This window comes from Staphylococcus xylosus (assembly GCF_002732165.1).
GTDB lineage: Bacteria > Bacillota > Bacilli > Staphylococcales > Staphylococcaceae > Staphylococcus > Staphylococcus xylosus.
This window is the reverse complement of the sequence record NZ_MRZO01000002.1, coordinates 279,006-305,199: the sequence shown is the minus strand read 5'-3', so window position 1 is coordinate 305,199 and position 26,194 is coordinate 279,006. Positions and strand designations below refer to the sequence as shown.

At 31.8% G+C, this 26,194-nt stretch carries 25 protein-coding genes; 8 read left to right on the top strand and 17 right to left on the bottom strand.

The genetic code is table 11. From position 1 onward, the window contains the following. Positions 1–171 precede the first annotated feature (171 nt). Entirely contained in the window at positions 172–1,014 is an 843-nt protein-coding gene (gene licT, locus BTM19_RS04685) for a BglG family transcription antiterminator LicT (RefSeq protein WP_029378634.1), read from the bottom strand. 191 nt (positions 1,015–1,205) lie between these two features. Between licT and BTM19_RS04680 the strand changes: the two genes are divergently transcribed. Beyond that, complete coding sequence (locus BTM19_RS04680; protein WP_029378635.1) at positions 1,206–1,448, top strand: hypothetical protein; 243 nt, start codon at positions 1,206–1,208, stop codon at positions 1,446–1,448. Positions 1,449–1,714: 266 nt separating this feature from the next. Here BTM19_RS04680 and BTM19_RS04675 read toward each other — a convergent pair whose 3' ends face one another. Both BTM19_RS04675 and BTM19_RS04670 read right to left on the bottom strand, forming a co-directional pair. After that, positions 1,715–2,155: an antibiotic biosynthesis monooxygenase family protein gene (locus BTM19_RS04675; RefSeq protein WP_225489395.1), complete on the bottom strand. Its 441-nt coding sequence runs from the start codon at positions 2,153–2,155 to the stop codon at positions 1,715–1,717. 21 nt (positions 2,156–2,176) lie between these two features. Then, positions 2,177–3,550 (bottom strand): cryptochrome/photolyase family protein, encoded by a 1,374-nt coding sequence (locus BTM19_RS04670; protein WP_058625630.1) that lies wholly within the window; start codon positions 3,548–3,550, stop codon positions 2,177–2,179. Positions 3,551–3,733: 183 nt separating this feature from the next. On the opposite strand from BTM19_RS04670, the gene BTM19_RS04665 reads away from it, so the two are divergent. Further along, positions 3,734–4,159, top strand: coding sequence for a pyridoxamine 5'-phosphate oxidase family protein (locus tag BTM19_RS04665; RefSeq protein WP_016911010.1), 426 nt, complete (start codon positions 3,734–3,736; stop codon positions 4,157–4,159). 50 nt (positions 4,160–4,209) lie between these two features. On the opposite strand, the gene BTM19_RS04660 is transcribed toward BTM19_RS04665, so the two are convergent. The 8 genes from BTM19_RS04660 to BTM19_RS04625 all read right to left on the bottom strand — a co-directional run bounded on the left by BTM19_RS04660 (position 4,210) and on the right by BTM19_RS04625 (position 12,167). Next, on the bottom strand, positions 4,210–5,715 hold the full coding sequence (locus BTM19_RS04660; RefSeq protein ID WP_029378638.1) for a phytoene desaturase family protein: 1,506 nt from the start codon (positions 5,713–5,715) through the stop codon (positions 4,210–4,212). Beyond that, positions 5,712–6,593 carry a phytoene/squalene synthase family protein gene (locus BTM19_RS04655; RefSeq protein ID WP_029378639.1) on the bottom strand — a complete coding sequence of 294 codons (882 nt, stop codon included), beginning with the start codon at positions 6,591–6,593 and terminating at the stop codon, positions 5,712–5,714. The genes BTM19_RS04660 and BTM19_RS04655 overlap by 4 nt, the downstream gene beginning before the upstream one ends. A gap of 56 nt (positions 6,594–6,649) precedes the next feature. Continuing rightward, on the bottom strand, positions 6,650–7,693 hold the full coding sequence (locus tag BTM19_RS04650; RefSeq protein WP_099265752.1) for a glycosyltransferase family 2 protein: 1,044 nt from the start codon (positions 7,691–7,693) through the stop codon (positions 6,650–6,652). 66 nt (positions 7,694–7,759) lie between these two features. After that, positions 7,760–9,250 (bottom strand): phytoene desaturase family protein, encoded by a 1,491-nt coding sequence (locus BTM19_RS04645; RefSeq protein WP_029378641.1) that lies wholly within the window; start codon positions 9,248–9,250, stop codon positions 7,760–7,762. Then, positions 9,251–9,724, bottom strand: coding sequence for a glycosyl-4,4'-diaponeurosporenoate acyltransferase CrtO family protein (locus BTM19_RS04640; RefSeq protein WP_037557239.1), 474 nt, complete (start codon positions 9,722–9,724; stop codon positions 9,251–9,253). A 4-nt stretch (positions 9,725–9,728) separates the two neighbouring features. After that, positions 9,729–10,229: a TspO/MBR family protein gene (locus BTM19_RS04635; protein WP_038679310.1), complete on the bottom strand. Its 501-nt coding sequence runs from the start codon at positions 10,227–10,229 to the stop codon at positions 9,729–9,731. 50 nt (positions 10,230–10,279) lie between these two features. Next, positions 10,280–11,779: an NAD-dependent epimerase/dehydratase family protein gene (locus BTM19_RS04630; RefSeq protein WP_029378644.1), complete on the bottom strand. Its 1,500-nt coding sequence runs from the start codon at positions 11,777–11,779 to the stop codon at positions 10,280–10,282. Between the two features lie 196 nt (positions 11,780–11,975). Then, positions 11,976–12,167 (bottom strand): hypothetical protein, encoded by a 192-nt coding sequence (locus BTM19_RS04625; RefSeq protein WP_029378645.1) that lies wholly within the window; start codon positions 12,165–12,167, stop codon positions 11,976–11,978. Positions 12,168–12,340: 173 nt separating this feature from the next. On the opposite strand from BTM19_RS04625, the gene BTM19_RS04620 reads away from it, so the two are divergent. Then, the gene (locus tag BTM19_RS04620) at positions 12,341–13,519 is read left to right on the top strand and encodes an MFS transporter (RefSeq protein ID WP_029378646.1); all 1,179 of its coding nucleotides are present in this window, start codon (positions 12,341–12,343) and stop codon (positions 13,517–13,519) included. A 120-nt stretch (positions 13,520–13,639) separates the two neighbouring features. Continuing rightward, positions 13,640–14,320 (top strand): flavin reductase family protein, encoded by a 681-nt coding sequence (locus BTM19_RS04615; protein ID WP_099265751.1) that lies wholly within the window; start codon positions 13,640–13,642, stop codon positions 14,318–14,320. A gap of 140 nt (positions 14,321–14,460) precedes the next feature. Here the strand turns inward: BTM19_RS04615 and BTM19_RS04610 are convergent, their stop codons facing one another. Together BTM19_RS04610 and BTM19_RS04605 are read right to left on the bottom strand one after the other, a co-directional pair. Continuing rightward, positions 14,461–15,129: an ABC transporter ATP-binding protein gene (locus BTM19_RS04610; RefSeq protein ID WP_029378648.1), complete on the bottom strand. Its 669-nt coding sequence runs from the start codon at positions 15,127–15,129 to the stop codon at positions 14,461–14,463. A gap of 17 nt (positions 15,130–15,146) precedes the next feature. After that, positions 15,147–16,196 (bottom strand): ABC transporter permease, encoded by a 1,050-nt coding sequence (locus tag BTM19_RS04605; RefSeq protein WP_029378649.1) that lies wholly within the window; start codon positions 16,194–16,196, stop codon positions 15,147–15,149. A 447-nt stretch (positions 16,197–16,643) separates the two neighbouring features. On the opposite strand from BTM19_RS04605, the gene BTM19_RS04600 reads away from it, so the two are divergent. Then, positions 16,644–18,803, top strand: coding sequence for a lipase-like domain-containing protein (locus tag BTM19_RS04600; protein WP_099265750.1), 2,160 nt, complete (start codon positions 16,644–16,646; stop codon positions 18,801–18,803). Between the two features lie 341 nt (positions 18,804–19,144). Here BTM19_RS04600 and BTM19_RS04595 read toward each other — a convergent pair whose 3' ends face one another. Continuing rightward, positions 19,145–19,906 (bottom strand): SDR family oxidoreductase, encoded by a 762-nt coding sequence (locus BTM19_RS04595; protein WP_047171645.1) that lies wholly within the window; start codon positions 19,904–19,906, stop codon positions 19,145–19,147. Between the two features lie 175 nt (positions 19,907–20,081). On the opposite strand from BTM19_RS04595, the gene BTM19_RS04590 reads away from it, so the two are divergent. Continuing rightward, positions 20,082–20,396, top strand: a complete 315-nt coding sequence (locus BTM19_RS04590) for an antibiotic biosynthesis monooxygenase family protein (protein ID WP_029378652.1) — start codon at positions 20,082–20,084, stop codon at positions 20,394–20,396. A 132-nt stretch (positions 20,397–20,528) separates the two neighbouring features. On the opposite strand, the gene BTM19_RS04585 is transcribed toward BTM19_RS04590, so the two are convergent. Continuing rightward, positions 20,529–20,918: a tautomerase family protein gene (locus BTM19_RS04585; RefSeq protein ID WP_029378653.1), complete on the bottom strand. Its 390-nt coding sequence runs from the start codon at positions 20,916–20,918 to the stop codon at positions 20,529–20,531. 439 nt (positions 20,919–21,357) lie between these two features. Between BTM19_RS04585 and BTM19_RS04580 the strand changes: the two genes are divergently transcribed. Beyond that, positions 21,358–22,038: a flavin reductase family protein gene (locus tag BTM19_RS04580; RefSeq protein ID WP_038679322.1), complete on the top strand. Its 681-nt coding sequence runs from the start codon at positions 21,358–21,360 to the stop codon at positions 22,036–22,038. A 41-nt stretch (positions 22,039–22,079) separates the two neighbouring features. Beyond that, complete coding sequence (locus BTM19_RS04575; RefSeq protein ID WP_069796380.1) at positions 22,080–23,411, top strand: YjiH family protein; 1,332 nt, start codon at positions 22,080–22,082, stop codon at positions 23,409–23,411. 199 nt (positions 23,412–23,610) lie between these two features. Here BTM19_RS04575 and BTM19_RS04570 read toward each other — a convergent pair whose 3' ends face one another. Next, positions 23,611–24,042 carry a GNAT family N-acetyltransferase gene (locus BTM19_RS04570; RefSeq protein ID WP_038679324.1) on the bottom strand — a complete coding sequence of 144 codons (432 nt, stop codon included), beginning with the start codon at positions 24,040–24,042 and terminating at the stop codon, positions 23,611–23,613. Positions 24,043–24,261: 219 nt separating this feature from the next. Further along, positions 24,262–25,911, bottom strand: coding sequence for an FAD-binding dehydrogenase (locus BTM19_RS04565; RefSeq protein WP_099265749.1), 1,650 nt, complete (start codon positions 25,909–25,911; stop codon positions 24,262–24,264). Positions 25,912–26,194 lie beyond the last annotated feature (283 nt).

The following is a 26,194-nucleotide window of genomic DNA, read 5'->3' as shown; positions in this document are numbered from 1 at the left end:
ACTCCCATCTTATTTAGGACAATAAAAAAAGAGACCTAAACCATAAATAGACACACTTATCCCCAGATAAAATCGTCTATTAATGGCTTAGGTCTCGCCTGCCGAACAGTTACAATCCTAAACAATTAATTGTTTATTTTGTTTTCTTAACATTAATCTACCACATAATTATTAATTGTCAACGCTTTCATTTCTAGATATTAATCTTTGTATATGAATCGTTAAGTATAAAGCTTCGTCTTGAGTCATTTCATACTGATACTTTTTATTTAAAAATGATTCAATCTTCTTCACACACTTAAACGCGTCTTTATACTTTTCCTTCACGATTTCATAGAGTTCCATTTCACTTGTATTAAGTGGACTATTAGCATTAATACGTTGCGCTAAAAACTTTAAATGTGTTACAAATCTAAAGTAAGTTAGACTTTCTTCATCGAATTCTAATCTAAAATGATATTTTACTAAACTTAAGATATTTCTCACCATTTCAGTCACTTGGTTGTAATCCGCCAAATTATTATGTTCTGCGTTGAGTAAGTGAATCGCTATGAACGCCGCTTCATCAACGGGTAATTTAACAGCTACACTTTCATCAATCCAGTCCAAAGCACGTATCCCAATCTCGTACTCAGTAGGATAGAATTTTTTTATTTCCCACAATAAGCCATTCTTTATCGTCATACCTTGTTGTTGACGCTCAATTGCAAAATTTATATGATCTGTGAGTGCGACATAAATGGTATCACTCAAGTCTTTATGATATTCAACTTTAGCAACCTCAATAATCTTCTCAACTGCTTGAACAACTTCGATTGGCACTTCAATTAATAACGTTTTGAAACGTTCTGATATCTCTTGACTGCTTAAATCAAAAATCTTATCAATCCTCGATTCTTCTACGATATCTCCTTCGTGTTTTTGAAATCCAATGCCTTTCCCCATAACGACACGCTCTTGATTATTTTGCGTGACACTAATCACATTGTTATTTATGATTTTATTTATTTTCATATAACACCCCTTATGGTAGTAAATACATTTTGCCATATGCGTACTGGAAATATCAATATAATACAATTTATGTGCTAAAAGTTTGTTGATTCAATCTGTCACTTCTATTTATATTGTACAAATCATTAAAATATTAAACTATGATACCAATATTATATAATGTTATAATTATACAAAAAGGAGTGAGCCTTATGTCTAATGGTGCAGAAGCGATTGTTTGGAAACAAAATAGAGTTGCTAAGCAAATGATTAAATTAGAAGCTACTTCACCCCTAAATGCTAAAACTTACGATGATTTAAATATTAAGCACACAAGAACCTTCAATAATTTAATCAAAAAAGAAGTCATCATTAAAACAGGAGATAAATATTACCTTGATACAGATGCATGGGTAAAATTCCGCAAGTCTTTTCAAAGATTATTTTTAATATAAGGATGCCTTTTAGACGGTTATCTATAAGGTATGTCTTAAGCATGAGTATTATGGTGCCGACTATTAAACATTGATATTGCTGTTGAAATTAAGTGACAATATTATTCTAGAACACCTTATTCATTTCTAATACACTTATAACAAAGAAAAGAGTTGTCACATAATCAAGTTTGATTATGCATCAACTCTTATTAAAAAAAAACTAAATTTCAAAAGCTATAAAAATAACTTATTAAATTACTAAATAGCTACTATTACAACACGTCCTACTCTAATTCTAAACTAATATTAAAGGATAGATTTCTATTTACAATAGATTTATCAGCACCTTGTTTGGTTCCTCTATTTTTATGAGATGCTTTATATTCCTGAGACTCTTGCCAATGTTTGTAAGCTGCTTCGTCTTGCCAAAACGTAATGATAACATAATGTTCATGTGTACTATGTGGCTTTAAAAACAATAGATTTTCAAATCCTTCAGTATGCCTTAGATGTTTATCTCTATTTAAGAACACATGCTCGAAGTCTGCCTCTAAACCAGGATTAGCATATAAATGGTTTAAAACTGCATAACCATATTGTGGCAAATCATTAATTTGTTCTAATATAGTATAGCGATATGTCACATTAAATCTATTAATAGTTACCTCATTATTATTTTTGTCTAAATAAATACGATGTATTTCATTTTTCAACAAATGAATCACTCCTTTTTATTGGATGATATGTCATAATTGCTTAAATTTATCCATAACATAATCTCTACTATTTTTATGATTCACGATAGTCTGTGGATAATCTTTTCCAATTTCAATATGATAAATTTCTTGTAACTTGTCTTTATATTTAGTTGGATCATGAATGTATTTACTGCTCACATCATTAAATATTTCTAGCTGTGTTTTAATAAAATACCCTTGCGCATCAAAGCGCTCACTTTGACGTATAGGATTAAACATTCTGAAATAAGGCACTGCATCTGTTCCGGTAGATGCCGACCACTGCCATCCATGTACATTAGATGCATTATCATAATCTATCAAATACTGTCTAAAGTACTCCTCACCCCAAGTCCAATCAATAAATAAATTTTTCGTTAAAAATTGTGATACGACCATTCGTAAGCGATTATGCATATAGCCTGTACGATTCAGCTTCTTCATTGCGGCATCAACGATTGGGTAGCCAGTTTGACCTTTTTTCCATACTTCAAAATGTGTTTTATTATACGACCATTGCATGTTTCGATACTTTTCAGAAAAAGATTTAGTTGCCGTTTCTGGATACTGTGTCATTAACACATAATAAAATTCACGGAATATAACCTCTCTTATAAAAGCTTCATAATTTTTTTCATCGCTCTCATAATCTTCAAGTAAATCATTTATAATTTCACGAATATCGAGTAGTCCATATGCTAAATATTTACCTAATCCACTTACAAAATCCTGCGACACATCGTCAGTCAATTTATCATAATCAGCTATGTCACCATTTAAAAAATCAGCCCAAGCTTTACGCGCTAACTTTTCTATATCTTTATCATTTTCAAATTTTAAGTCACTTTGATTTGAACCCTTTTCCGCAATTTGAGACAACTGCTTAAATTGATAACTTTTTTTAGGGGTGTATACTAAATCCTGACGATTTGCTTTATAAAAACTAGTAAATACTTTATAAGGCTGTTGCTGTTTATTAAAAGTCTTTGTTGGCTCAAAATAATGATTCACGCGCTGTCCAATTACTGTAATTTGGTGATTTTCAAAAGCCTTTTTTACATGAGGATAGTCATATATTTCTTTGTGATAACTCATAATATCTTTTGCTACTAATACGTGAGATAACGCCAATGTTTCGGCTAATTCACCTAGCTTTTCATATGTGACAATATGAGGTTGTATATCATGCTTATCTAAAGCATTTGCAAATCCTTTTACAACTTTATGGTAATAGTCACGTTTTACTTCTGATGCGTCAGTTAAATCTTCTAAAGGTAAGATCAAATACAATTTATTTATCTCATTTTGATGCTTCACTATATATTGAAAAAGTGGATTATCTTTCGTTCTAAAAACTCTGTTAAGTATGACTCCTAAATGCATTTTATTGCCTCCCAGCTTGTTTCATACAAATTCACTTTATAATTGTCCTTTAACTTAAGATTGTGTTTTCAATCATATACCCGTTTTAACTTTTGTATAATTCACTAAAAAATAAAATAAATTTTAAGACCTTACATATTATAGGCAACTTCAGGGTATATTATTATCAGAGGTGATTAAATTATGAATAACGAACAATTACAAAATGAAATTGAAAATATATTAAATACATCAAAAATAGGTGTCCTATCTACTGCACATAACAATACACCTAATAGTAGATACATGGTATTTTATAATGATGGACACACACTTTATACTAAGACAAGCATTGAGTCTAAAAAAATTGCTGAATTTAAAGATAATCCCAAAGCTCATGTACTTATAGGTTACGATGAAACGAATAATCGTAGTTTTCTAGAAATTGATGCTAATGTTGAAATACTGAAAGATCAAGAGACTATTGATTGGATTTGGAACAAACAAGATAAGTCCTTTTTTGACTCTAAGGATGATCCAAACTTGTGTGTAATTAAAGTAATACCAAAATCCATAAAAATTATGAACGATAAAAAATTAGATACACCACAAACCATTACGTTCGATTAGTTAAAAAGGCGCTTAAAATCACATTATTAAAAAGTGATTTTAAGCGTTTTTTATATACCATTATTAATATCTTCTAACATAGCATCAACTGTAATTTTAGCACTCGTCAGTACAATTGGCACTCCTGCTCCTGGATGAACACTAGCTCCAGCAAAATATAAATTTTTGTAATCTCTGCTCACATTAGGCGGTCTGTAATAGTTACTTTGCGCTAAAGTAGGCATTAAACCAAAGGCTGCTCCAAATTTAGCATTATAATCTCCTTCAAAATCCTTAGGCGTATAAATAATTTCTGTCACAACTTGCTTTTTCAAATCTTCTAACGCTTTAATCGTAGAAAGCTTATTGTAAATAATATCTTTCACTTGTGTGATTGTTGACTCATCAGACCAATCCGTATCACCTGTTTTCAATTCTGAAACGGGCATCAGCACATAAATACCTGTTTGACCTTCTGGCGCTAACGACTGATCTTCTACACTAGGAGCGTAGACATATATTGATGGATCTTGGGATATTTCCCCGGAAAATATTTCATTGATATTATTATCAAAATCCTTTGAAAATATAACATTATGTAACAAGATATCTTCAGATAAATCTTTATCAACCCCTATGTACATTAAAAAGGCTGAGCAAGAATAGTCCATATTATCAATTTTCTGTGTCGTATACTTCTTAGGATGATGTTCATTTTTAATTAAGGATGAAGTAGCATATGGAAAATCAGCAGTACAAATTATTTTGTCATACTTTTCTATATGTCCGTTTACTTTTAGTCCCTCCGCACGCTTATACCTACTATCAATGATAATTTCTTCAACGTTTGCATTGGTATAAATTTGAGTACCTAATTCTTCATTTAGCGTTTGAAGCGCTCTGACAAAGCTATACATACCACCTTTTATAAAGTGAACACCAAACATTAACTCTATCATGGGTATAATTGAATACAATGACGGGCTTCGTTTAGGGTCGATACCTATATATAATGTTTGAAACGCTAAAATCTTTTGGATTTTTTCATTATCAACATATTTTTCAATTAAATTATCTGCTTTATCAAATGTTTTGAGTTTCATACCTTGATATATAGTAAAAGGATTATAAAAATCCGTAGGTTTCCTAAACGTACGTTCTAGAAAATATTTTCGTGCTATTTCATATCTTTCGTATATATCTGTTAAAAAGGACATAAAACCATGTGTAGAGTTAGGTTCAATACCTTCAAGCATATCTCTTAATTGAGCAAGATCTGTAGGAACGCGAATTTGATCTGTTTCACTAAAATAAACATCATATATATGTGATAATTGTTTAATTTCCAAGTAATCATTCATATTTTTTTGAGCGTAATTAAAAACATCTCGATAAATCTCAGGCATCATTACGATGGTTGGTCCCATATCAAATGTAAAGCCATCTTGCTTGATCTGATTCATCCTGCCACCTATTTGTTGGTTCTTTTCATATAAATCAACTTGGTGACCGTTTGCTGCTAATCTTGAAGCTGCAGCTAAACCTGAAACACCGCCGCCTATAACTGCAATCTTCATAATGTTTCACTCCTATTATATTTCGCACTAAGTTCACGATAAATTTTCATTTTTTTCAATTTGCTGACATATACTTTCTTATGCAACGTATAGTTTGCCTTCCTTACTTCCACAAGTATTTCATGATAAGCTATCGCAGCTAATTCGATAATGTAACGTACCTCTTCGTCAAAATAATTAATACCGTTTAATGCAATGTCATATAACCTAACTGCCTCTGTAGCGTAACTTTCCCATAGTTCTATATAATTTGGCGTAACTCCTTCATAATATATAGAATGTAGATTAACTCGATATTGAGCTAATTTTTCTACACTTAGATAAATTCTCCCATTTTGAAAATCTTCGCCGACATCTCTTAAAATATTAGTTATTTGCATTGCCTTGCCTAAAGCAATCGCAGCTTCTTCAGCTTGCTCGAAATTATTTTCATTTGATGAAGTTAATATAGGAGTTAACAATTCACCGACAGTACCTGCCACACCATAGCAATACTCATATAAATCTGAATCAGTTTGCATTTCTTTTAAAACTAAATCTTCCTTCACATATTGAATTAAAGATTCAAAAGGTTTTTTAGGTATTGAATATGTATTCAATGTATTACTTAAAGCATTCATAATAGCTGCATCACTTTGATACGCTTGAATATAATCACAATCGCTATAAATCACATCTAAATCTCTAGCTATGCCGTCTAATTGCTCAAGGTCTTTGTATTTATCAATACTGTCATCTATAATTCTGCAAACTGCATAAATAGCCCAAATTGCTTTTTTTCTTTTTAGATCCAAAAAATCAAAGGCATATGAGAACGTTTTTGAATGTTCTTTCATTATATTGTGACAATGGTTATAATCTCTCTCTAATTGATTCATTTATTGGCCTCCTCAGTAAGCCCTAGAACTTCTTGACATTTGTATAAAAAACTAAGCTATAAATCTATTCTACGGCCTTTCCAATATATACGTTTGAATACATTGATATCTAACCATGATTTAAAAAATATCACGACAAAGCATATGAAGAGCAGTGGATGACATAAACTCGCAACGATATTAAAATTTCCTGTTCTTCGAATAAATATATGAAATTGTATCGCATATATAAAATATAGAGTAATAGCTAATAATATATATAATGAGCCTAAATTAATTGAAAAAATTATCGCTAAAACTGTTGTAAGTGAACCAAATAGCCACAAAAATACAAACGTAAGCGTAGACTTTTTAGTTACTTGAGAGCCAAGTGCAAAGTGTTTACTCCAACCCTCTAATAGCGCTTTATATCCTTGAGAATACATTCTAAAATTCACTACACCTTGGCCTTCATGCAAACTAACTGGCAAACCTTGCTTATTATATGCTTTACTTATTGCAAAGCCTTCAATGATTTGATTTTTAGCTTTCAAATGTCCTTGTGTCAATTTATAATCTTGCTTATTTGTCACAAGGACTGGTCCAAACGCGCCTTGCTCATTATTTGCTGATTTCGTGATTGAAAATTGATTCATACCTACGATTGTCATTAAATTAAAAATCGCCGATATATTTTCATATAGCTTTTTTATCTTGTGATAAGGTTGTATTGATAACAAACCTTTACCACCTTGTAAATCATATTGATTGGCTATATTTTGGATACTATCATCACAAGCAAACTGAACATCAGCATCAACAAACATCAATAAATCATGCGTTGCATATTTGCTACCTTGCCAACAAGCATGTGACTTACCTTGCCATGTAGTATCATTTTCAACAGTATATACGCTCGCACCATAATATCTAGCGACAACTTGTGTCTTATCAGTTGAACCATCATCCATAACAATTACTTCTATTTCTTGTTCTTTACTTATACTGTTAAGTAATTTAGGTAAGTTCTCCGCTTCATTTCTAGCAGGTACAATAACACTGACGGCTGTCTGACCTCTTCCTTTTCCGGAGTTATTTATAATCGCTCGACGCGCATACATACACATTCCACTTATTAGTGATAGTATCGTAAATACTATTGCTATTATATAAAGTATCATTCAGCCTCAACTACTTTCTCCATTAATAATAGCTTCTGCTACTTGCATACCACTCAAAGTGACCATAGGCATACCAGCGCCAGGATTTACAGAACCACCTACAAAGTACAAATTTTTGAAGTACTGACTTTTTTTAGGAAATTTAAAACCTTTATTTTTCTTCTTATTGGATACTACGCCATATATAGCTCCTTTATTAGAATTGTATGTATTTTCAATGTCATGTGGTGTCCATACGTCTTCATATACAATGTGCTTTCTCAAATCTTTCAAACCCATGGACTCTAATTTATCCAATATACGTTCTCGGAATTGCAGATATTCTGCTTCACTAAATGACTTGCTCTGAATGTATGGTATGTGTGGCAATATTTTTATATTCTCGTGTCCCTCTGGCGCCTGTGTCTTATCTGTTTTATTTGTATTCACTACATAAATAGTCGGATCTTCAGGCAAAACATACTGGTGAAAAACTTGATCATAATTAACTTTAGAATTACTTGAGAAGAAAAAGTTATGATGTTGAAGCTCTGGATAACTTTTGTCCACACCAAGATGCATGACATAACCTGAACTAGCTGGCTCAAATTTACGTTCCAATTTGTTTATTTGATTTGCATCAAAATTCAATAAATATTTATAAACAGGGATTACTTCCATATTAGATATAATGTAATCTGCATATATTTCCTCATTACTTTGTATTGTTATCCCTGTCACCTTATTTTGACTATTATAATTGATACGTTTTACAGGGGTGTTAAAATGTATGCTCACACCTAATTTTCTCGCTAATTGTTCCATCGCTTCCGCTAACTTATGAATGCCACCATCTACGTACCACAAACCTTCCTCATGTTGCATTTGAGGTAATAAACTCAATACAGCCGGAGCATCATAAGATGAGGAGCCGACATATTTTATGAAATAACCTAGCATTTCTCTTAAATATGGGTTATCCACCCTTTTATTAATGGCTTGTTGCATTGTATGAAAATAATCGAATTGCTTTAAAGCTGAAAACGGACCATGATAACGAATAATTGCAAACATCGTATCTAATCCCTTATCAAAGTAGCTTTTTTCAGCAACTTGATGTATCTTTTGTGCGTAACTAAAAAACGAAGAAAGTTGCTCTATATCTTTATTTGTTAACGATTCATTATTTGTTAACATATCTTCCATGGATTCATATAAATCTAAAATTTGGCCATCTGGATAAACGTTTCTAATCTGTAAACTTAACTTACGAATGCTAACATAATCTTCTAGCCTTTCATCACATCGTTGAAATAAGCGTTGAAATACTTTAGGCATGGTTAAAATTGATGGACCGAGATCAAATCCATAGTCATCTATGTCTAACCTATTTACCTTTCCACCGATATGCTTATTTTGTTCATATAAATCCACTTGATAGCCTGCATGAGCCATACAAATTGCGCTAGCAATCCCTCCCAAGCCACCTCCTATGACAACCACTTTCTTATTTCCCATTTAATCACCTTTTCTTTTTTGTAATTTATTATAAATACGTATTAACTTAGGGCGATTATAGCGCTGAACAATCATACAAGGCACATTAGCTATAATGACATATATATAATTAATTATTTTAACACTTTTTGACGCTTTAAAAAACGCAATAACAGGAAATATGGATAGCAGATGAACCACCTCTGCACGTCTAGTTTCTAATATAAATCGCTGTATATCATTCATATTTTTAGATAAATCGAAAGTCGCTTTACTACTGATATTAGGGTTAAGATTTTGACCGTCTGGCAAATGATCTTTCCAATATTGCACTTTAACTAATTGTTGCCATAATTGACCCTCTTGTTCAAAATTCCAACTTCGAAAATACTTATTATCTTTTTCTAAGAACTTATAACTAATACGAGTACCAAGTTGAGCAATAATCATTTGAACTATAAACCAATATAGCGCAATATATATAATCTTTTTCATCAATTTAATTCTCAGATTTCTCTGTATAGCTTGGGTTATCTTTATTTAAATACCAATTACCAGCTGTTAAATAAGTAGCAAAAGCGCTCCAAAGCATATATGGAACTAGTAAAATGCCAGCAACTTTTTTTACATTGAAAAATTTTACAGTTGTTGTAACTACTGCGCCCAGTAATACAACACTCTCTATCAACGCACTAAAGCGTAATTTATATTTGAAGTATAATATCGACCATAGATAATTCAGGCTTAATTGCGTGTAATAAGCACCTTTCAAAGCCTTACTAGTAGATTTATTAGTCACTAATGCATAAGCTACGCCCATCGTTGTATAAAGTATTGGCCACACAATTGGAAAGACATAGCCGGGTGGTGAAAAAGGTGGTTTAACATTATTTTTATAATCTTTTCTCGCGTTTTTCACTGCAAATTTCCCTATAAATTTACCGCCTGTAATTGGTGTTATAACTTTTATAATTGTTTTAATTATCTCGTTTGCTTTCATAGTTGATCCCCTCTTTTTTTGTAAAAGTAACTAGCTATTATATCTAATAGCTATAGTTCGGCATTAGACATGTTATTTTTTCTAGCTAAATACTTCTTCAATCCATATAATTTTAAGACAATAGCACCTGAAATAACAATTGGTAAAATAAATTTCTTCATATTTAATTGTTTTCCTTTGTTTGTTCTTTGAGTACTTATTTTAAATTTAAAAAGATTCATTACACTTTTATGAACTTTTGCTTGGGTATACTTATATACCCACCAAGGTAACGTCGGTTCATATTCTTGTAACGCTATGATACATGCGTCACTATTAGGTAATCTTCTAAACTCTAATCTCGCATTACCACCATCTGAATCTAAAGCGAAATCTCCACCAACAATTCGATATAAAATTCTCTCGTTATTAGAAGCTTTAAAATCTTTACTTAATAATAATAAGTCCTTATTTAAACACGGCACACTAATCGTAAAGTTATCTTCGTTAAAATCACTATTAACGACATTTAATGTAATTCTATTTAAAAAATTTGCATATGATTCTGCCAATTGAATCATATTTACATCTTTAGGTAAGACTACCCTTGATATTGCTCTAACATCTTTAATATCGCCCTTACGTGATGACTTCCCTTTCTTTTGTGTCTTAGTTTCTTCTTCCAAGGCATTACGCACACTTTCCTTATAATCAATCTTGCCTATAGAAATGTCTTTCACAATATTTTCATCATTTCTAATCATATCATGAATTAAGCTATCCATTAGTGGATAAACCATTTCTTTTGGGACACCTGAAATAAGTTTCACCCAATATTTACTTAGCCAAATGGGAATAATAGGCAAATCTATCGTAGGTAATCGTTTATCTAGTACCTCTGCAGTTTGCTTGAATAGATCTTTATAAGTCATATGACTAGGTCCACCAATATCTATCGATTCGTTCTCATTTGGATTACGCTCTACAATTTTATATAAACCGTCAATCACGTCGTCTATTGCAACTGGCAATGTTGTATTATAAGCCCATTTTGGCAGTAACAGGCCAGGTAATCTATCCACTAATTTTTTTAATATAGGGTAAGAACTTCCTTTAGAGCCTATAATCAAACCCGCTCTTAAAGTACTTACTGGTACACCATATGATCCTAAAATCTGTTCGCACTCTAAACGGCTTCTTAAATGTGGTGATAATTCACTTGTATTAGGTATCAAACCACTCATAAATACAATATGCTGAACTTTGTTATAACTAGCGGCTTTAGCAAAATTATCAGCTAATAATGCATCCATATCTTCAAAGCTCGCCTGCGTCAACTTAGCTGAAGGCATCATAGAATGGACAAGATATATAGCGATATCAATGTCCTCCATTACTTCTGTTATTTCATTTAAATCAAACAAGTCAGCTGCTTTCCAAGTAACATTGTGTTCATTTGATTTATTTTCTATATTTCTAGAAATAGCTATAATTTCATAGTTATCTTTTAATTTATTCATTAAGTGACTACCGATATATCCCGAAGCGCCTGTTAATAATATTTTTTTCATATATTTAGCCTCCAAATAGAAAAAGATGAGCAGGCAAACTTTACCTCAGCTCATCTTTTACGTAACGAGCTCACTTGCTCATTATCTTAATTGACAAGAGCTCCAAGTCTCTTACTAAGTATTATACCCTTCTTAAAATTTTTTAACCCTTTATTAGCAAAAATTATGAAATAATTCTACGAATCATCACAATTGTCTAAAAAAAGGGGATAGTCTTACTTGCTTTAATGATGTCACTAGTATAAAAAAACTCTTTCCCCTTTCCTGTATAAGCTGGAATTAGTATCATATTTGCTTTAGCGCTATATAACCATTCTGGATTTAAACCAGAATTCAATATATCTTGATATTCTTGAAAAGTATTTTCCCAATTTAAGTTTATTTTCATTAATTTACCTCCTGAAAAAGCTCCCATTCGATTGTCATCAATTTCTACACTCACTTACCTATTTCCACTTCATAAAAAATTCAAAACTGAAATGAACAATTTTTCAGAAAAGGTTTTTCAAAACCTAAATAAATGTAATAATGGAAACAATTCATTTTCAAGGAGTAATACGTATGGAAGCGTCAAAAAATTATAATATAATAACATTTGTTTTGTTTATTTCTGGTATCTTAATTATGTTTAATCTATATACCGCAATACCTATAACAGAGCATTTAGCTAATGATTTTGGTATATCTCAGTCAGTTGCAGCAATGAATGGTGTGGTTTTTTCAGTCACTTATTCCATTAGCTGTTTATTTTATGGTACTATTTCAGAAAAATTTGGAAGAATACGTGTCATTTTACTTTCACTGATTGGTCTAATTATAGTTTGCTTTTTGATTGGATTTGTAACTTCTTTTAATACGTTATTGATTTTACGAGGCCTCCAAGGAATATTTGCAGCTGCATTTTCTCCCATAGCTATTACTTACACTACCGAAACTTATCCACTTAAAAAGAGGTTAACAGCAGTAAGTTTTATTAGTACAAGTTTTATGTTATCTGGTATTTTAGGTCAAAATTTTTCGGAAATATTAATCAGCCAATTCGATTGGCACATTATTTTCTTTATACTTTCTTCACTATACATCTGCTTAGCTATTATCATCTTTAGAAATGTCCCAGAAAGCCCTGTAAAAAATTCAGACGTTCAAATCCTTAAATACTTTAGCAATTTTAAAGACTTTGCTAAAAATCGAAAAGTATTAATCTGCTACTTTATTTCTCTAACATTACTTACAACATTCATTTCTATGTATGCAGTAATAAATAAATTCATACTATCGGATTCTATACACGGAGATAATCACACAGCATTTCTAGTAAAATTATTCGGTGTTTTTGGTATGCTAAGTTCATTAATGTCGGGACGTATTAGTAGTAGGTATGGTGTCAAATTTGTTTTAAATATTGCTTTAGGCGTTTGTGGTGTGACATTAATATTAATGCCTTTTGCACATAATATTCTACTAATAACATTTTTAAGTATATGTTTTGTTGCTGGAATTGCGTTTGCAGTCCCTTTAGTTATCGCAAAAGTAAATATGGTAGTGTATGGAAATAGAGGTTTCTTCTTGTCTGTTAACACATTTATTCTATTTTTAGGTACAGCAGTTGCTCCAATCCTATCAATTTACCTTACTTCTCTAAATAATTTTACAAGTATGTTTGTAATCATATCATCTATTGCATTCTTAGCATTCCTTGCTTCATTATTCTTGCCAAGCGATGAACAAACAACTTATTGATGCACTTTTCATTGTTCTATAGTTTGAACTAATAAATCAATTCAAATTTAGTATTAGACGTTTACATTAATTACAATTATTCTTGCAGTAGTTTCAAAATTTTTGAGGAGTGATCATGTTATGAATTATTCACCAAAACAAGGCACACGTAGCCATGGTTTACCACACGATCCTTTTAAAAGCAGTACCGTTCCTAGACCAATTGGATGGATTTCAACAATATCAAAGGATGGTAAAGATAATTTAGCACCTTATAGCCAGTACCAAAATTTAACATGGGATCCGCCTATGGTAATGTTTGCAGCTAATCAATCTGTTTTAGGAGAACACGAGCGTAAAGATACAGTTAAAAATGCAGAAGAAACAGGATGGTTTGTTTGGAACATGGCAACTTATGATTTAAGAGAAGCAGTAAACTTATCTGCTAAGGCATTGCCACCAGAAGAAGATGAATTTGAATTTGCAGGTGTAGAAAAAGAGAAATGCATTGAAGCGCCTGGTCACAGAGTCAAAGCATCTCCTGTACATTTTGAGTGTGAATATGTCCAAACAGTGCGTATCCCTACTGGCGATCCAGTATCAACTGTAGATATGGTAATAGGACGTGTAACACAAGTTCATATTGATGACAAAGTTATTCTAGATAATGGGAAACTTGATATACAATCTATTAGACCTATTGCACGCTTAGGTTATTATGACTATACAGTTGTCGATCAAATTTTTGAAATGAAAGCACCATCTGCATCAAAAGAAGAGTTAGCTGGTTTAGAAGGAAGAAGTTTTGATAACAAATCATAATTATTTCTTTATAAATTCCATTAATTACCCATAAAAATGCCTACTTAATTTTATAAGTTAAGTAGGCTAAATTTATATTAATTTCGAATCTAATATTTATTAATTAGTAGTACCTTGAATTAATTATTAGCGTTAAAACATTAGACTTGAGCTTGCTCTAATACGCCATCTTCCATATGATAAACCTTATCACAATATGACGTAAGTCTTTCATCATGTGTAACTACTATACAGGTTTTGTTTTTTCTTAATGTCTGTTCCTTTAAAATCTTCATAACTTCCATAGCATTCTGGGTGTCTAAAGAGGCCGTCGGTTCATCTGCTAAAATGATTGAAGGTTGCGTATATAAAGCTTTGGCAATTGCCACACGCTGCTTTTGTCCTCCAGATATCTCACTTGGAAGCTTATTTTCAATTGATTCCAGATTAAGCTGTGACATGAGTTGATTATACTCATCTTCACTTAGCACATTTTTCTTTTGTTTCTTTAGTAATTTAAATTGTTGTTTTACAGTTAAAAAAGGCACGAGATTAGTGGCTTGCAGTATGAATCCAATTTCTTGCATTCTTGTGTGTGCTAGTGCTTTCTGAGACATACCCGACACTTCGCTCCCATTAATTATAATATCACCCGAACTTGGCGTTTGGAGCGCCCCCGCCATAGTTAAAAACGTGCTTTTTCCAGAACCAGAAGGGCCAATAATAGCAATGAGTTCTTTTTGATTAAATTTGAGTGAGGTAGGTTTTACGGCTTCTATTTTTTGATTTCCGTCTTGGAAATATTTAGTAACATTTTTAAATTCTAACATTTAATTACACTCCTTATTTACCCTATCGCTTTAAGTGGATCCACTTTTCTTATCGTTAATATAGAGAACAGACTACCTAATAGTGAAACAACAATCAGTACAATACCGTATATCGTTAGAGTTGCTATGCTAAATTTAATAGGCACTGCACTTGGTAAAAATAACCCTGTTATTAATGTCAGTATTAATCCAACAATTGTACCTATTAAAGCAATAATAAACGTTTGTGATATTACTACCTTTGCTAAATAACCATTTGTAAACCCTTGAGCTTTTAATACACCAAATAAATTTGTCTTTTGCAGTGTAATCACGTATAAAAATATACCTATAACTGTTGCTGAAATAACAAATAGAAATGAAATCATAAAATTGAGGGTTAAGTTTTGTGCTTTATAGCCAGGTAAATTCTCAACAAAATTTTCAATTTCAATAGCTTCTAAATTGCTATCTAAATTCTTTTTATTCCATTCTTTATCTTTAACAACTACAGCGTTCGTCATGCCTTCTTTTAAGGATGGATTAATTTTTTCTATTGTACTATTACTCGAGAAAATCACAGGAGAAGCGTTATATTTTGCACTCTCACTAAATCCTACTATTTTCAGTTTTTCATCAGACTGTGATAATGACAATTTATCACCAACTTTGAAGCCTTTTTCTTTAAGCGTTTCATCAGCAATAACTTCATTATCAGAATTAAATTTCTTTCCTTCAATCATGTTGGGTACTAAAAAAGAATCATCTTTAACGCCAAATAGCAATGCATTCTCTTCGCTATCACCGTTAGAAACAATAACACCCGTCTGCTTTAAACTTGTTTGTTGCTTATAAGTGTTTTCTACTTTATCTAAATTAAAAGCTGATTGCTCAACCGTTTGATTTGCATCTTTATTTAACACAATTGCATCAGCGCCCCATTTATCAATACCCTCTCTGTTCATATTCATCAATCCACTGGCTAAACCAGATAATAAGAACAGCAAATAACTTATCATTATCAGAACGCCAACGATTAAACTAAATTTCAATTTATTACGTTTAATTTCATTCCATGCTAAAAACATAAATACCCTCCTTATATTTAGTGCAATAATATGATTAATTGATTTTCTGTTTATGTATATAAAATTTCTTAACATCTAGTTTAACAATTACTTCCTATATTTCATAGTAATTGTGAGAAAAGGAAGAATCTAAAATACTAAGCCATAAATTATATTATTTATTAATATATTAAAATGACATTTTACACCGTTGTAGCTCTTACTTATTGTGATTGAAACAGTATTTATAAGGTGATTAAAAAATCAACTAAACTAATACTTTTTGATAATTACATATAATCTTTCTGACTCCTACTCCTTTTTATGCCCTAAGTGTCAATATCAATCAAAAAATTGTATTTGTATTTACACATAGGAATTAAATATTGTGTTTCAAGAAATTTAGAACAATTCTTTTTATTTTATATTAAAATTAGTATGTAATTAAATATAAATGAGGAGGATTTTATGAAATTGAAAAACAAAATTATTTTACCACTAACATCACTTACAACCACTTCTATTTTATTTGTAGCACTAAGTACCGTTTCCCAAGCTTCAGCAGACGAAAGAGAAGTTAATCAATCGACTAATGAGCAAGGTCTAGATAGTTTTCAAAAAGTTAACATAAAGACACAAAATCAAAATAATAAGCCTGAAAACCTGAGCAATCCATCTAATTCTGAACAACAATCTCCTGACTCCGACTCTAAAAATGTGAACTTATCATCTAATTCAAATACACAGAATCCAAGCAATGACTCAAAGAACGAAGATAATCCATCTAATTCTGAACAACAATCTCCTAATACCGACTCAAAAAATGTAAAACAATCATCTAATTTAAATATACAAGACTCTGCGGATGAAGATAATGCTTCTAATTTAGAACAAAGAGCTACTAACAAAGACGCTGAAATGACGAATGAATTATCTAATACGGATGTATCTCAAAACAACAATGCTTCTAAAAATGAAAATCAATCTTCTAATTTAAAAGAACAAGATTCAAATGTTGAGTCTCAAAAACTAAATAATGCTTCTGAGGAGGAACAATCAAACTCAAACGAGGCTAATGATAAGCAAATTGACGTTTCTGAGGATGCACAACAAGACGCTAACAATACGTCTGAAAAACAAACCGATGCTTCTAAGGATGCTCAATCTGATTCGAACGAGGCGGACGATAAACAAAATGACGCTTCTAAGGATGCTCAATCTGATTCGAACGAGGCGGACGATAAACAAAACGATGCTTCTAAGGATGCTCAATCTGATTCGAACGAGGCGGATGATAAACAAAGCGATGCTTCTAAAGATGCTCAATCTGATTCGAACGAGGCGGACGATAAACAAAACGATGCTTCTAAGGATGAGCAACAAGATGCTAACAATACGTCTGAAAATAAAAATGAAGTTGCTAAAGAAGATAATTATACACCTACAATTCCAAAAGGTAATCAAGGCGTAGTTAAGAAAAATAAATATCCTATAATTCTAGCTCACGGTTTTTCTGGATATCCAGATGAATCTAAACCCGCAGTCTTACCTCCGTATTGGGGTGGAAATAAAGTTGATTTAGACAAAGAATTAAATAAACAAGGATACGATGTTAGAGAAGGCGGAATGAGTCCGTTTGGAAGTAATTATGATCGCGCACTTGAGTTGTATTATTATATTAAAGGCGGAACTGTAGACTATGGCGCTTATCATTCTAAAAAATATGGCCATGCTAGATACGGTAAAACTTATAAAGGCATTTATCCTGAGTGGGCTCCTGGTAAGAAAGTTCATTTAGTTGGTCATAGTTTTGGCGGCCAAACGATCCAAGTATTAGAGGATATGCTAAGAAATGGCGTTCCTGAAGAAATTGAATACCAGAAAAAACATGGTGGAGATATACCTGAAATATTTGCAGGGGGCAATGATAATATGGTTTCCTCTGTTACAACCATCGCCACACCTCATAACGGTACATTTATATCGGACAAGTTAGGTAATAAACCAATTGCTAGAAAATTATTCTACAAAATTCTAAAATACACTAGCAATAAATACACTAAAGCCGACTATGGTCTCGAACCTTGGGGAATAAAACAAAGAGATGATGAATCATTTATTCAATATTTAAAACGAGTTAAAGACAACAAAGTTTGGAAAACTGAAGATACAAGTTTTACAGACGGCTCAATTGAAGGATCGAAAAAAATTAATGATCGATTAACTTTAAGTAAAGACGTTGCTTATACATCTATTACTGCTGAAGATACCCATAAAACTTTTAATAATCGCCAACGTGGTAACTTCAAGATGTTTGCTCCATTTAAGTTATTAGCTAACTTAGTTGGCAGACAAAATCCTGAAAGTTGGAGAGAAGGAGATGGCCCTGTGCCATTAAAATCAGGTCTGTATCCTTTTAATAAACCTCACAAAGATACAACGTTTGATAGTAAACCAGAATTAGGATTATGGGGGGTTATGCCTACACTAAAAAATTGGGACCATATGGATCTAGTAGGTTGGGATTTAACTGATACTAGAATTAAGCCTAAAATGGTGTTAGGTCTCTACGAACAGTTAGCAAACTATTTAGCTGAAGTTGAAAAAGTACAAGAATCTTCAAAATAACTTTTACTTATATTGATTAAAACAGAATTAAAGCTCACTAGTTAAATAAGCTTTAATTGTATAGGTACTAAAACCAATGCATTGTAAGTAAAATTAAAACACTTTCGTTGAATTCATAATATTAAATGAATTTATACGAAAGTGTTTTTTATAAATAGAATTGCTTATTCAATAAATATTAAGAAAGATTATATACATCATAAACATTCAAAGAAAAAGCACAACTATAAGTACGTCCTGTAATAAAGCCAATATTGAATAATTTATTAAATGCGAAATGGACTGTTAATAACTAACAGCCCACTTTTACAAGCGCAATATTAAACAAAAATTCGAATCTGCTAAATTGTATTTTTCAAAGTATTATACATTTCTGCTGTGTATTCATCTAATGCTTCTTTGGACATTTTCAAGCGTTCTTTAGCAGAACCATAACCAATTTCAATTTTTTCTTGAACGAGTCCTTCAAATATTTCATTGATAAAATCAACCGGATTTGCACCAGAAGTATGGATTCCTTTTCCACCTAAATCAGTATTAACTGCAGGAGGTATTACTTCAAAAACACTTGTATTTGTCTCAGATAATTGGTGTCTCAAACTAACGGTAAATGAATGTACTGCAGCTTTTGTTGCTGAGTAAATCGGTGCTATTGCCATGGGTGCAAAAGCTAAACCTGAAGAAACGTTAATTATATTTGAATTAGTTGTTTTATCAGCAAAATACTGACTAAACAAAATTGACAGTTGTACGGTCGCTTCAAAATTAGATTTTATTTCAATATTTAAGTTCTCCCAATCTACTGCAGCATCTTTTTTCAAAATATTGAATCGGTTTTGGATCCCGGCATTATTTACCAGTACATTTATATCTGGATGATTTTCAGTTACCCAATTATATAAATTCAAACGTTCTTCTGAACTAGATATATCACATACCTTTGTGATAACATCTGGAAATTCCGCTTCAATACTTTGCAGTTTTTCAGTATTACGCCCACAAATAATAATTTTATTATTGTTTGCGTAAAACTTTTTGGTGAACTGAAGTCCTATTCCAGAGGCGCCCCCAGTTATTAATATTGTATTATTTGTTATATCCATTTTTGACCCCCTATAAGTCTACTCAGTGTAATTGCTTTTATCACCTCCGTCTAGTAATAAAACTTATTTTAAATTTCGCAAAAAGTATATTGATTAAATAATACAGACTAATTTATATGTTGAAACATAGCATTTTTGATATGATTAATGAATAGTTTTAAGGAGGGTTGATTGTATGTTCATCGCACAAGCTGATTTCACAACAAATATAGAAAATAGAGCCATTTTAGACAACAAGGCATTACATGCTAAAGATGATTTTCGAGGATATGACGGTTTAATAGATGTTGAAATTTGGAAAAACGAAAAGAACTCTACCATTTCATATGCTATAGTATCTAAATGGTTAGAGAAAAAATATTTTCAAGCATGGCTGTCTCGTCCATCACATATTGAAGAGCATAAGCAAATGCGTAAAGCAGAAAAGGAAAATACTTCTTCAATACATATTGAAAAACAAATTAAACAATTCGAACTATTAGATATATAAAATATAATAAAAGACGCTTCGATTAGAAAGAAGCGTCTTTACTATTTTAAAATTTATCCATAATGATAAGAAGCCTTTTGCACATATTACAAAGTATTACCGTACATACTAAAGTTTTGAATTATGTCTTTCTCAAAGCCTTCCATTTAGGAATTGAGCTTCTCCGTTAAAGAAACTCCAATCTTCATCTGTGTTCTCAATCAAACTAAACATGATGTCTTCTTTACGTATCCCCATGTTTTCATGAAGTTTATTTGTAACTTCACTATAGAACCTTTGTTTTTGTTGCTGAGTCCTTGGCCTTGTAATAATTGTGAACACAATGACATCCTTTGTGCGTTCTACGCCTAAACCAGTATCCAAAATTTGCATCTCATAATCTTCATGTTGGTTAACTATTTGGTATCTGTCGCCTTTGGGTGCCTTAAATGTATCTAGCATAACTTCATAAGAGATATTTAATATTTGCTTTATTTCTTCTTTTTCTCGTCCTTTTATTAAATCAATTTTCATTAATGGCATGTCGACTCATCCTCCTATTTATATATGTTCTGTTATACCCGATTATAAGACGTACATTTATAAATAATAGATTTAATCGTTTCTACCATCGCTGCTTTACTAGGTTTTAGAATTTGTTGTGGATTAAACAATGACTTATTAAAGTGTATGATATAGTTTTTTGAATATATCTGGATTCTTTTTTATTTAAGTATTGCTAAATAATCTTCTCTTATCGCTTTTTCTAGTATAAGTCGAGCTAGTTTACGTCCCCTATTAATATTACAGTTACAAAATTTATGTTAAAAGATCATTCAAAAGTCGGTTAATTTAAAATTTATTATCTCTTATAAGTATAGGGTGAAACTATTAATTAATAGTTTATATGTATTAGCTTTTATAGCACCTGAGTGTTAACTTATCTCAAAAGAAACTTTATACACCAACAGGAGGGATTCAAATGAATTATTCACCAAAACAGGGAACACGTAGCCATGGTTTACCACACGATCCATTTAAGAGTAGCACAGTACCACGTCCTATAGGTTGGATATCAACAACATCAAAAAATGGAGATGATAATTTAGCACCCTATAGCCAATATCAAAATTTAACTTGGGATCCACCTATGGTTATGTTTGCTGCGAATCAATCGGTTTTGGATAATCATGATCGCAAAGACACAGTGAAGAATGCAGAAGAAACAGGGTGGTTTGTTTGGAATATGGCGACTTATGATTTAAGAGAGGCAGTAAACTTATCTGCTAAGGCTTTACCACCAGATGAAGATGAATTTGAATTTGCGGGAGTTACCAAAGAGCAGTGCATTGAAGCTCCAGGACCACGAGTTAAAGAGTCACCTGTTCAGTTCGAATGTGAATATGTCCAAACCATAAGAATACCTACAGGAGACCCAGTATCAACTGTTGATTTAGTTATTGGAAGAGTTACCCAAGTCCACATCAAAGATGAGGTTATTTTAGAAAATGGAAAATTAGATATTAAATCAATTAGACCTATTGCTCGGTTAGGTTACTACGATTACACAGTAGTAGATGAAATATTTGAAATGAAAGCTCCCGCAGCTACAACAGAAGAATTAGCAGGTCTTGAGGGAAGAAATTTCGATAATAAATCTTAATAGTAATGAGCTTTACCATCATAGTTAAGGGGCTGGTGGGAGTGACCAAAACAGTTAGCGAAAATAAAGTAACAACGAGTAACCGATTAAATGCAGTGAAATTTTTTGTATATAGTTTCATAGGGATTGTCATATTTTTTGTACCGATAACTATTAATAATAACTCTTCTATTTTATTAGATCATTTTGTCACATGGTTAAGTGGAACATCTCCAATTTTAATAAAAACATTTATAATGGTTATAATTATTGTGGGAGCTATTAGCCCATTTATTAAGGGAACATGGAAGCATAGTACAGTTGAAATTATTTTTACTTTATTCAAAATACTAGGAGTTTTCATTGGTTTTTTATTAATTTTCAATATAGGACCAAGTTGGTTACTTAGTGAGCAAACTGGAGCATATGTTTTCAACTATCTTGTTATTCCTGTAGGGGTAACAGTACCTGTTGGGGGTGCTGTTTTAGCGTTATTAGTAGGCTATGGTTTGTTAGAATTTGTAGGTGTTTATGCGCAAAAAGTAATGTATCCTATATGGAAAACTCCTGGACGCTCAGCAGTCAATGCTTTAGCATCTTTCGTAGCTAGTTTTGCTGTAGGATTACTTATAACGAATAAAGAATATAAAGAAGGAAAGTTTACTAAGAAGCAATCTGTCATTATAGCGACTGGTTTTTCTACAGTTACTGTGGCATTTATGATAGTTATTGCTAAAACTTTAGGATTAATGAATATATGGAACTTGTATTTTTGGTCTACTTTATTTGTTACTGCAGCAGTAACAGCTTGTACAGTGAGAATTTGGCCTATTAATAAAATTAATAACACATATTACGATGAGCCTTTTATAGAAGAAGATACAAGTAAATTAAAAGGGAAAGAAAAACTACTTTTTGCATGGAAAAAAGCAATGGAAACTGTTGACTCATCACCTAATGTAATTAAAAATATTTGGTTGAACTTTAAAGAAAGTTTAATAATGACTGCGAATATATTACCTACAATATTATCGATAGGATTACTCTGCTTGCTACTCGCAGAATATACAATAATATTTGATTATTTAGCATATGTTTTTTATCCATTAACTTGGGCGCTTCAAATACCCGATTCCTTTTTAGCTGCAAAAGGTGCAGCCATTGGAATAACGGAAATGTTTTTACCTTCATTAGTTGTAGTCGAGACGCCATTGATCACTAAATTTATAATTGCTGTTACCTCAGTATCTACAATTATATTTTTTTCAGCTAGTGTACCTAGTATTCTTTCTACAGATATACCAATACGTATAAGAGATTTAGTTGTTATATGGCTTGAGAGAACCATTTTGAGCTTACTTATAGCAACCCCTATTGCGTATATTTTCTTATAAGTAAAATGGGTTCAGATAAATATTTATAAATATATGACTAATTTTTGGCTTTACTAACTACCGTTATTAAATCGCGCCATCTATTTATTAGATGACGCTTTTTGTTTTGGAACTATATATTTGAAATTTTTAGAGATTAAAGAATGGCCTTTTCGCAAGCCTTTATTTAATCAACAAGCACTTTTTAATTTTCCCATGATCATGTCGTCCATTCCATAAAGTATTCATATTCTTGAGTTTCTTCATCAATATTTTTAGATTTAATTTCAAAGTGATGCTTTAGATAAAAACGGGTTGCTCTCACATTCTTCTCAAATACATATAACTTCAATCTGTTATAGTCATTTTTTAGTTTTTCCAGAAATAACTTTCCTATACCTTTATTTCGGTAACTATCTTTAATAAAAATCCCCGCAATATCATTCTCATATAACCCAACAAACCCTATAATTTCTTTTTCAACGTAATATACGTAAATAGTTGAATCTGGTAACATCACTTTTACGTTATCAAGATTATTAATCCAATAACCACGATTTATAAAATGATGTGCTTCTAAATTAGAGTCCAACCAAATATTTGAAATAGTATCTATTTCTTCAGAACTTGGCGACTTCAACTGCTTTATCATTATAACAATCCCCCCTTATATTATTTATGTGACTACTAAACCTTATAACTAAATTACAATACGAAGTTAGACGCAGGACATGAGTGATAACCATGCATATTTTATTTTTTCTTAGTTCTGTTCTTGTAAATTCCCATAACTTTCATATCACTCTTCGTATCGAGTGAAGCAGTGTGTTCAATCTAAGGTTGTCACAATAAGATAATCTCAATTAAATCATTATTTTGTCTTACTTATACCTTCAGCAACACGAATACCACTAAATATACAGCCACCTAAAAATGTACCTTCTAATGCACGATAGCCATGCACGCCACCACCACCAAAGCCTGACGCTTCTCCAGCAGCATAAAGACCTTCAATTAACTGGTTCTGTTGATTAAATGCTTGACCATTCAAATTGGTTTGAATGCCACCTAAAGTTTTTCGACTAATCAAATGCAATTTAACAGCAATTAATTTATTTTTATCTAATATCTTATGTGGTTTCGCAGTTCGAATAAATCTGTCTCCTAAAAACTTACGTGCATTATGAATTGAAGCAACTTGAGCATCCTTCATAAATTTATTATTTATCTGTAAGTCCCTACTTTCTATTGCTGCTTTAATCTGATGATAATCTAACAAATCTTCTGTAGTTAATTGATTCATTTTTTCTACTAATGTCTCCAAATTGTCTGCTGTAACAAAATCTTCACCTTTTTCTAAAAAGGCATTCACAGGACCCGTGACATTGCTTTTCAAACGCTCTTTTATTAAAAGTTTAATATCCTTATTTGTTATATCTGGGTTTTGCTCAGACCCTGATAAAGCGAATTCTTTTTTAATAATTTCTTCAGTTAATACAAACCAAGAGTAATCATAGCCAGTCTTAGTTATAGTTTCTAATGAGTGTAAAGTGTCAAACCCTGGGAAATCAGGTGCAGGCATGCGATTACCTTTCGCATCTAGCCAAATTGAAGACGGGCCAGGGATAATACGAATACCGTGTTTAGTCCAGATTGGAGAATGGTTATGAATGCCTTCAGTATAATGCCACATACGGTCTTTATTAACAATATTCACACCTAAAGCTTCAGATAGTTCTATCATTTTACCATCTGTAGAATCTGGTACACCTTGAATCATATATTTAGGTGGCGTACCTAAATACTTCGGCCAATTTTTTTTGATCATATCATGATTAGCCCCTATACCGCCTGTAGAAATAACTAAATCATTAACATCATAAACAAATGTATCTATAATTTCACGAGAAGAAGGCTCACCTCGATTAACATCACTTGGTTCAAGAATATTACCAGAAATCCCTCTAATTTGGTTATTTTGAATATCAATATGTGTTACTTGGTGACGTGATAAAAATTTAAATTGACCTTCTTTTTCCTTTTTTAATACATAGTCAATAAATGGATTGATTAATCCAGGACCTGTGCCCCACGTAATGTGAAAGCGAGGAACAGAATTACCATGACCACTAGACATTGAACCACCACGTTCAGCCCAACCTAACATCGGTGTTAATTTTATACCCATTGATTTTAAATAGGCTTCCTTCTCAAAAGTAGCAAAATGCACATAAGCCTCTGCCCATTTTTTTGACCAATAGTCTTCGGTCTCAAGCCGGTCAAATTGAGCAGTCCCTAACCAATCATTAAGTGCAAGTTCATATGAATCTTTCACACCTAAACGACGTTGAATTTTAGAATTTACTAAAAATAACCCTCCAAAAGACCAATATGCCTGACCACCTATAGCTTGACGTAGCTCTTGATCTAGCATAGTAACCTTGTACCCTTTTTTTAATAATTCAGTCGCTGCTACTAAGCCGCTCAACCCAGAACCTATAATAAAAATATTTTTCTTCATTTGCATCGCCTCCAGGAATTTTCTTCATTCTATATCAATAATTATTCAACAGTTTTCGCACACATTATGTGCCTAAATTAGGCATTGTGCAAGTCCAAATATGTAAAAATTTTGTTTTAAAAAAATCATTGTTACAGCATATTCAAGTCATATTGCAAAACACATTTATTCCCTGGGAAATGCTTTAGGCCTCCCAGTCCTTACAATTTGTATTTATCTAAGTATATTAAACTTTGATTGGTTACCGCCGTTTATTTTATTAATTATACTGATGCTTTTAATG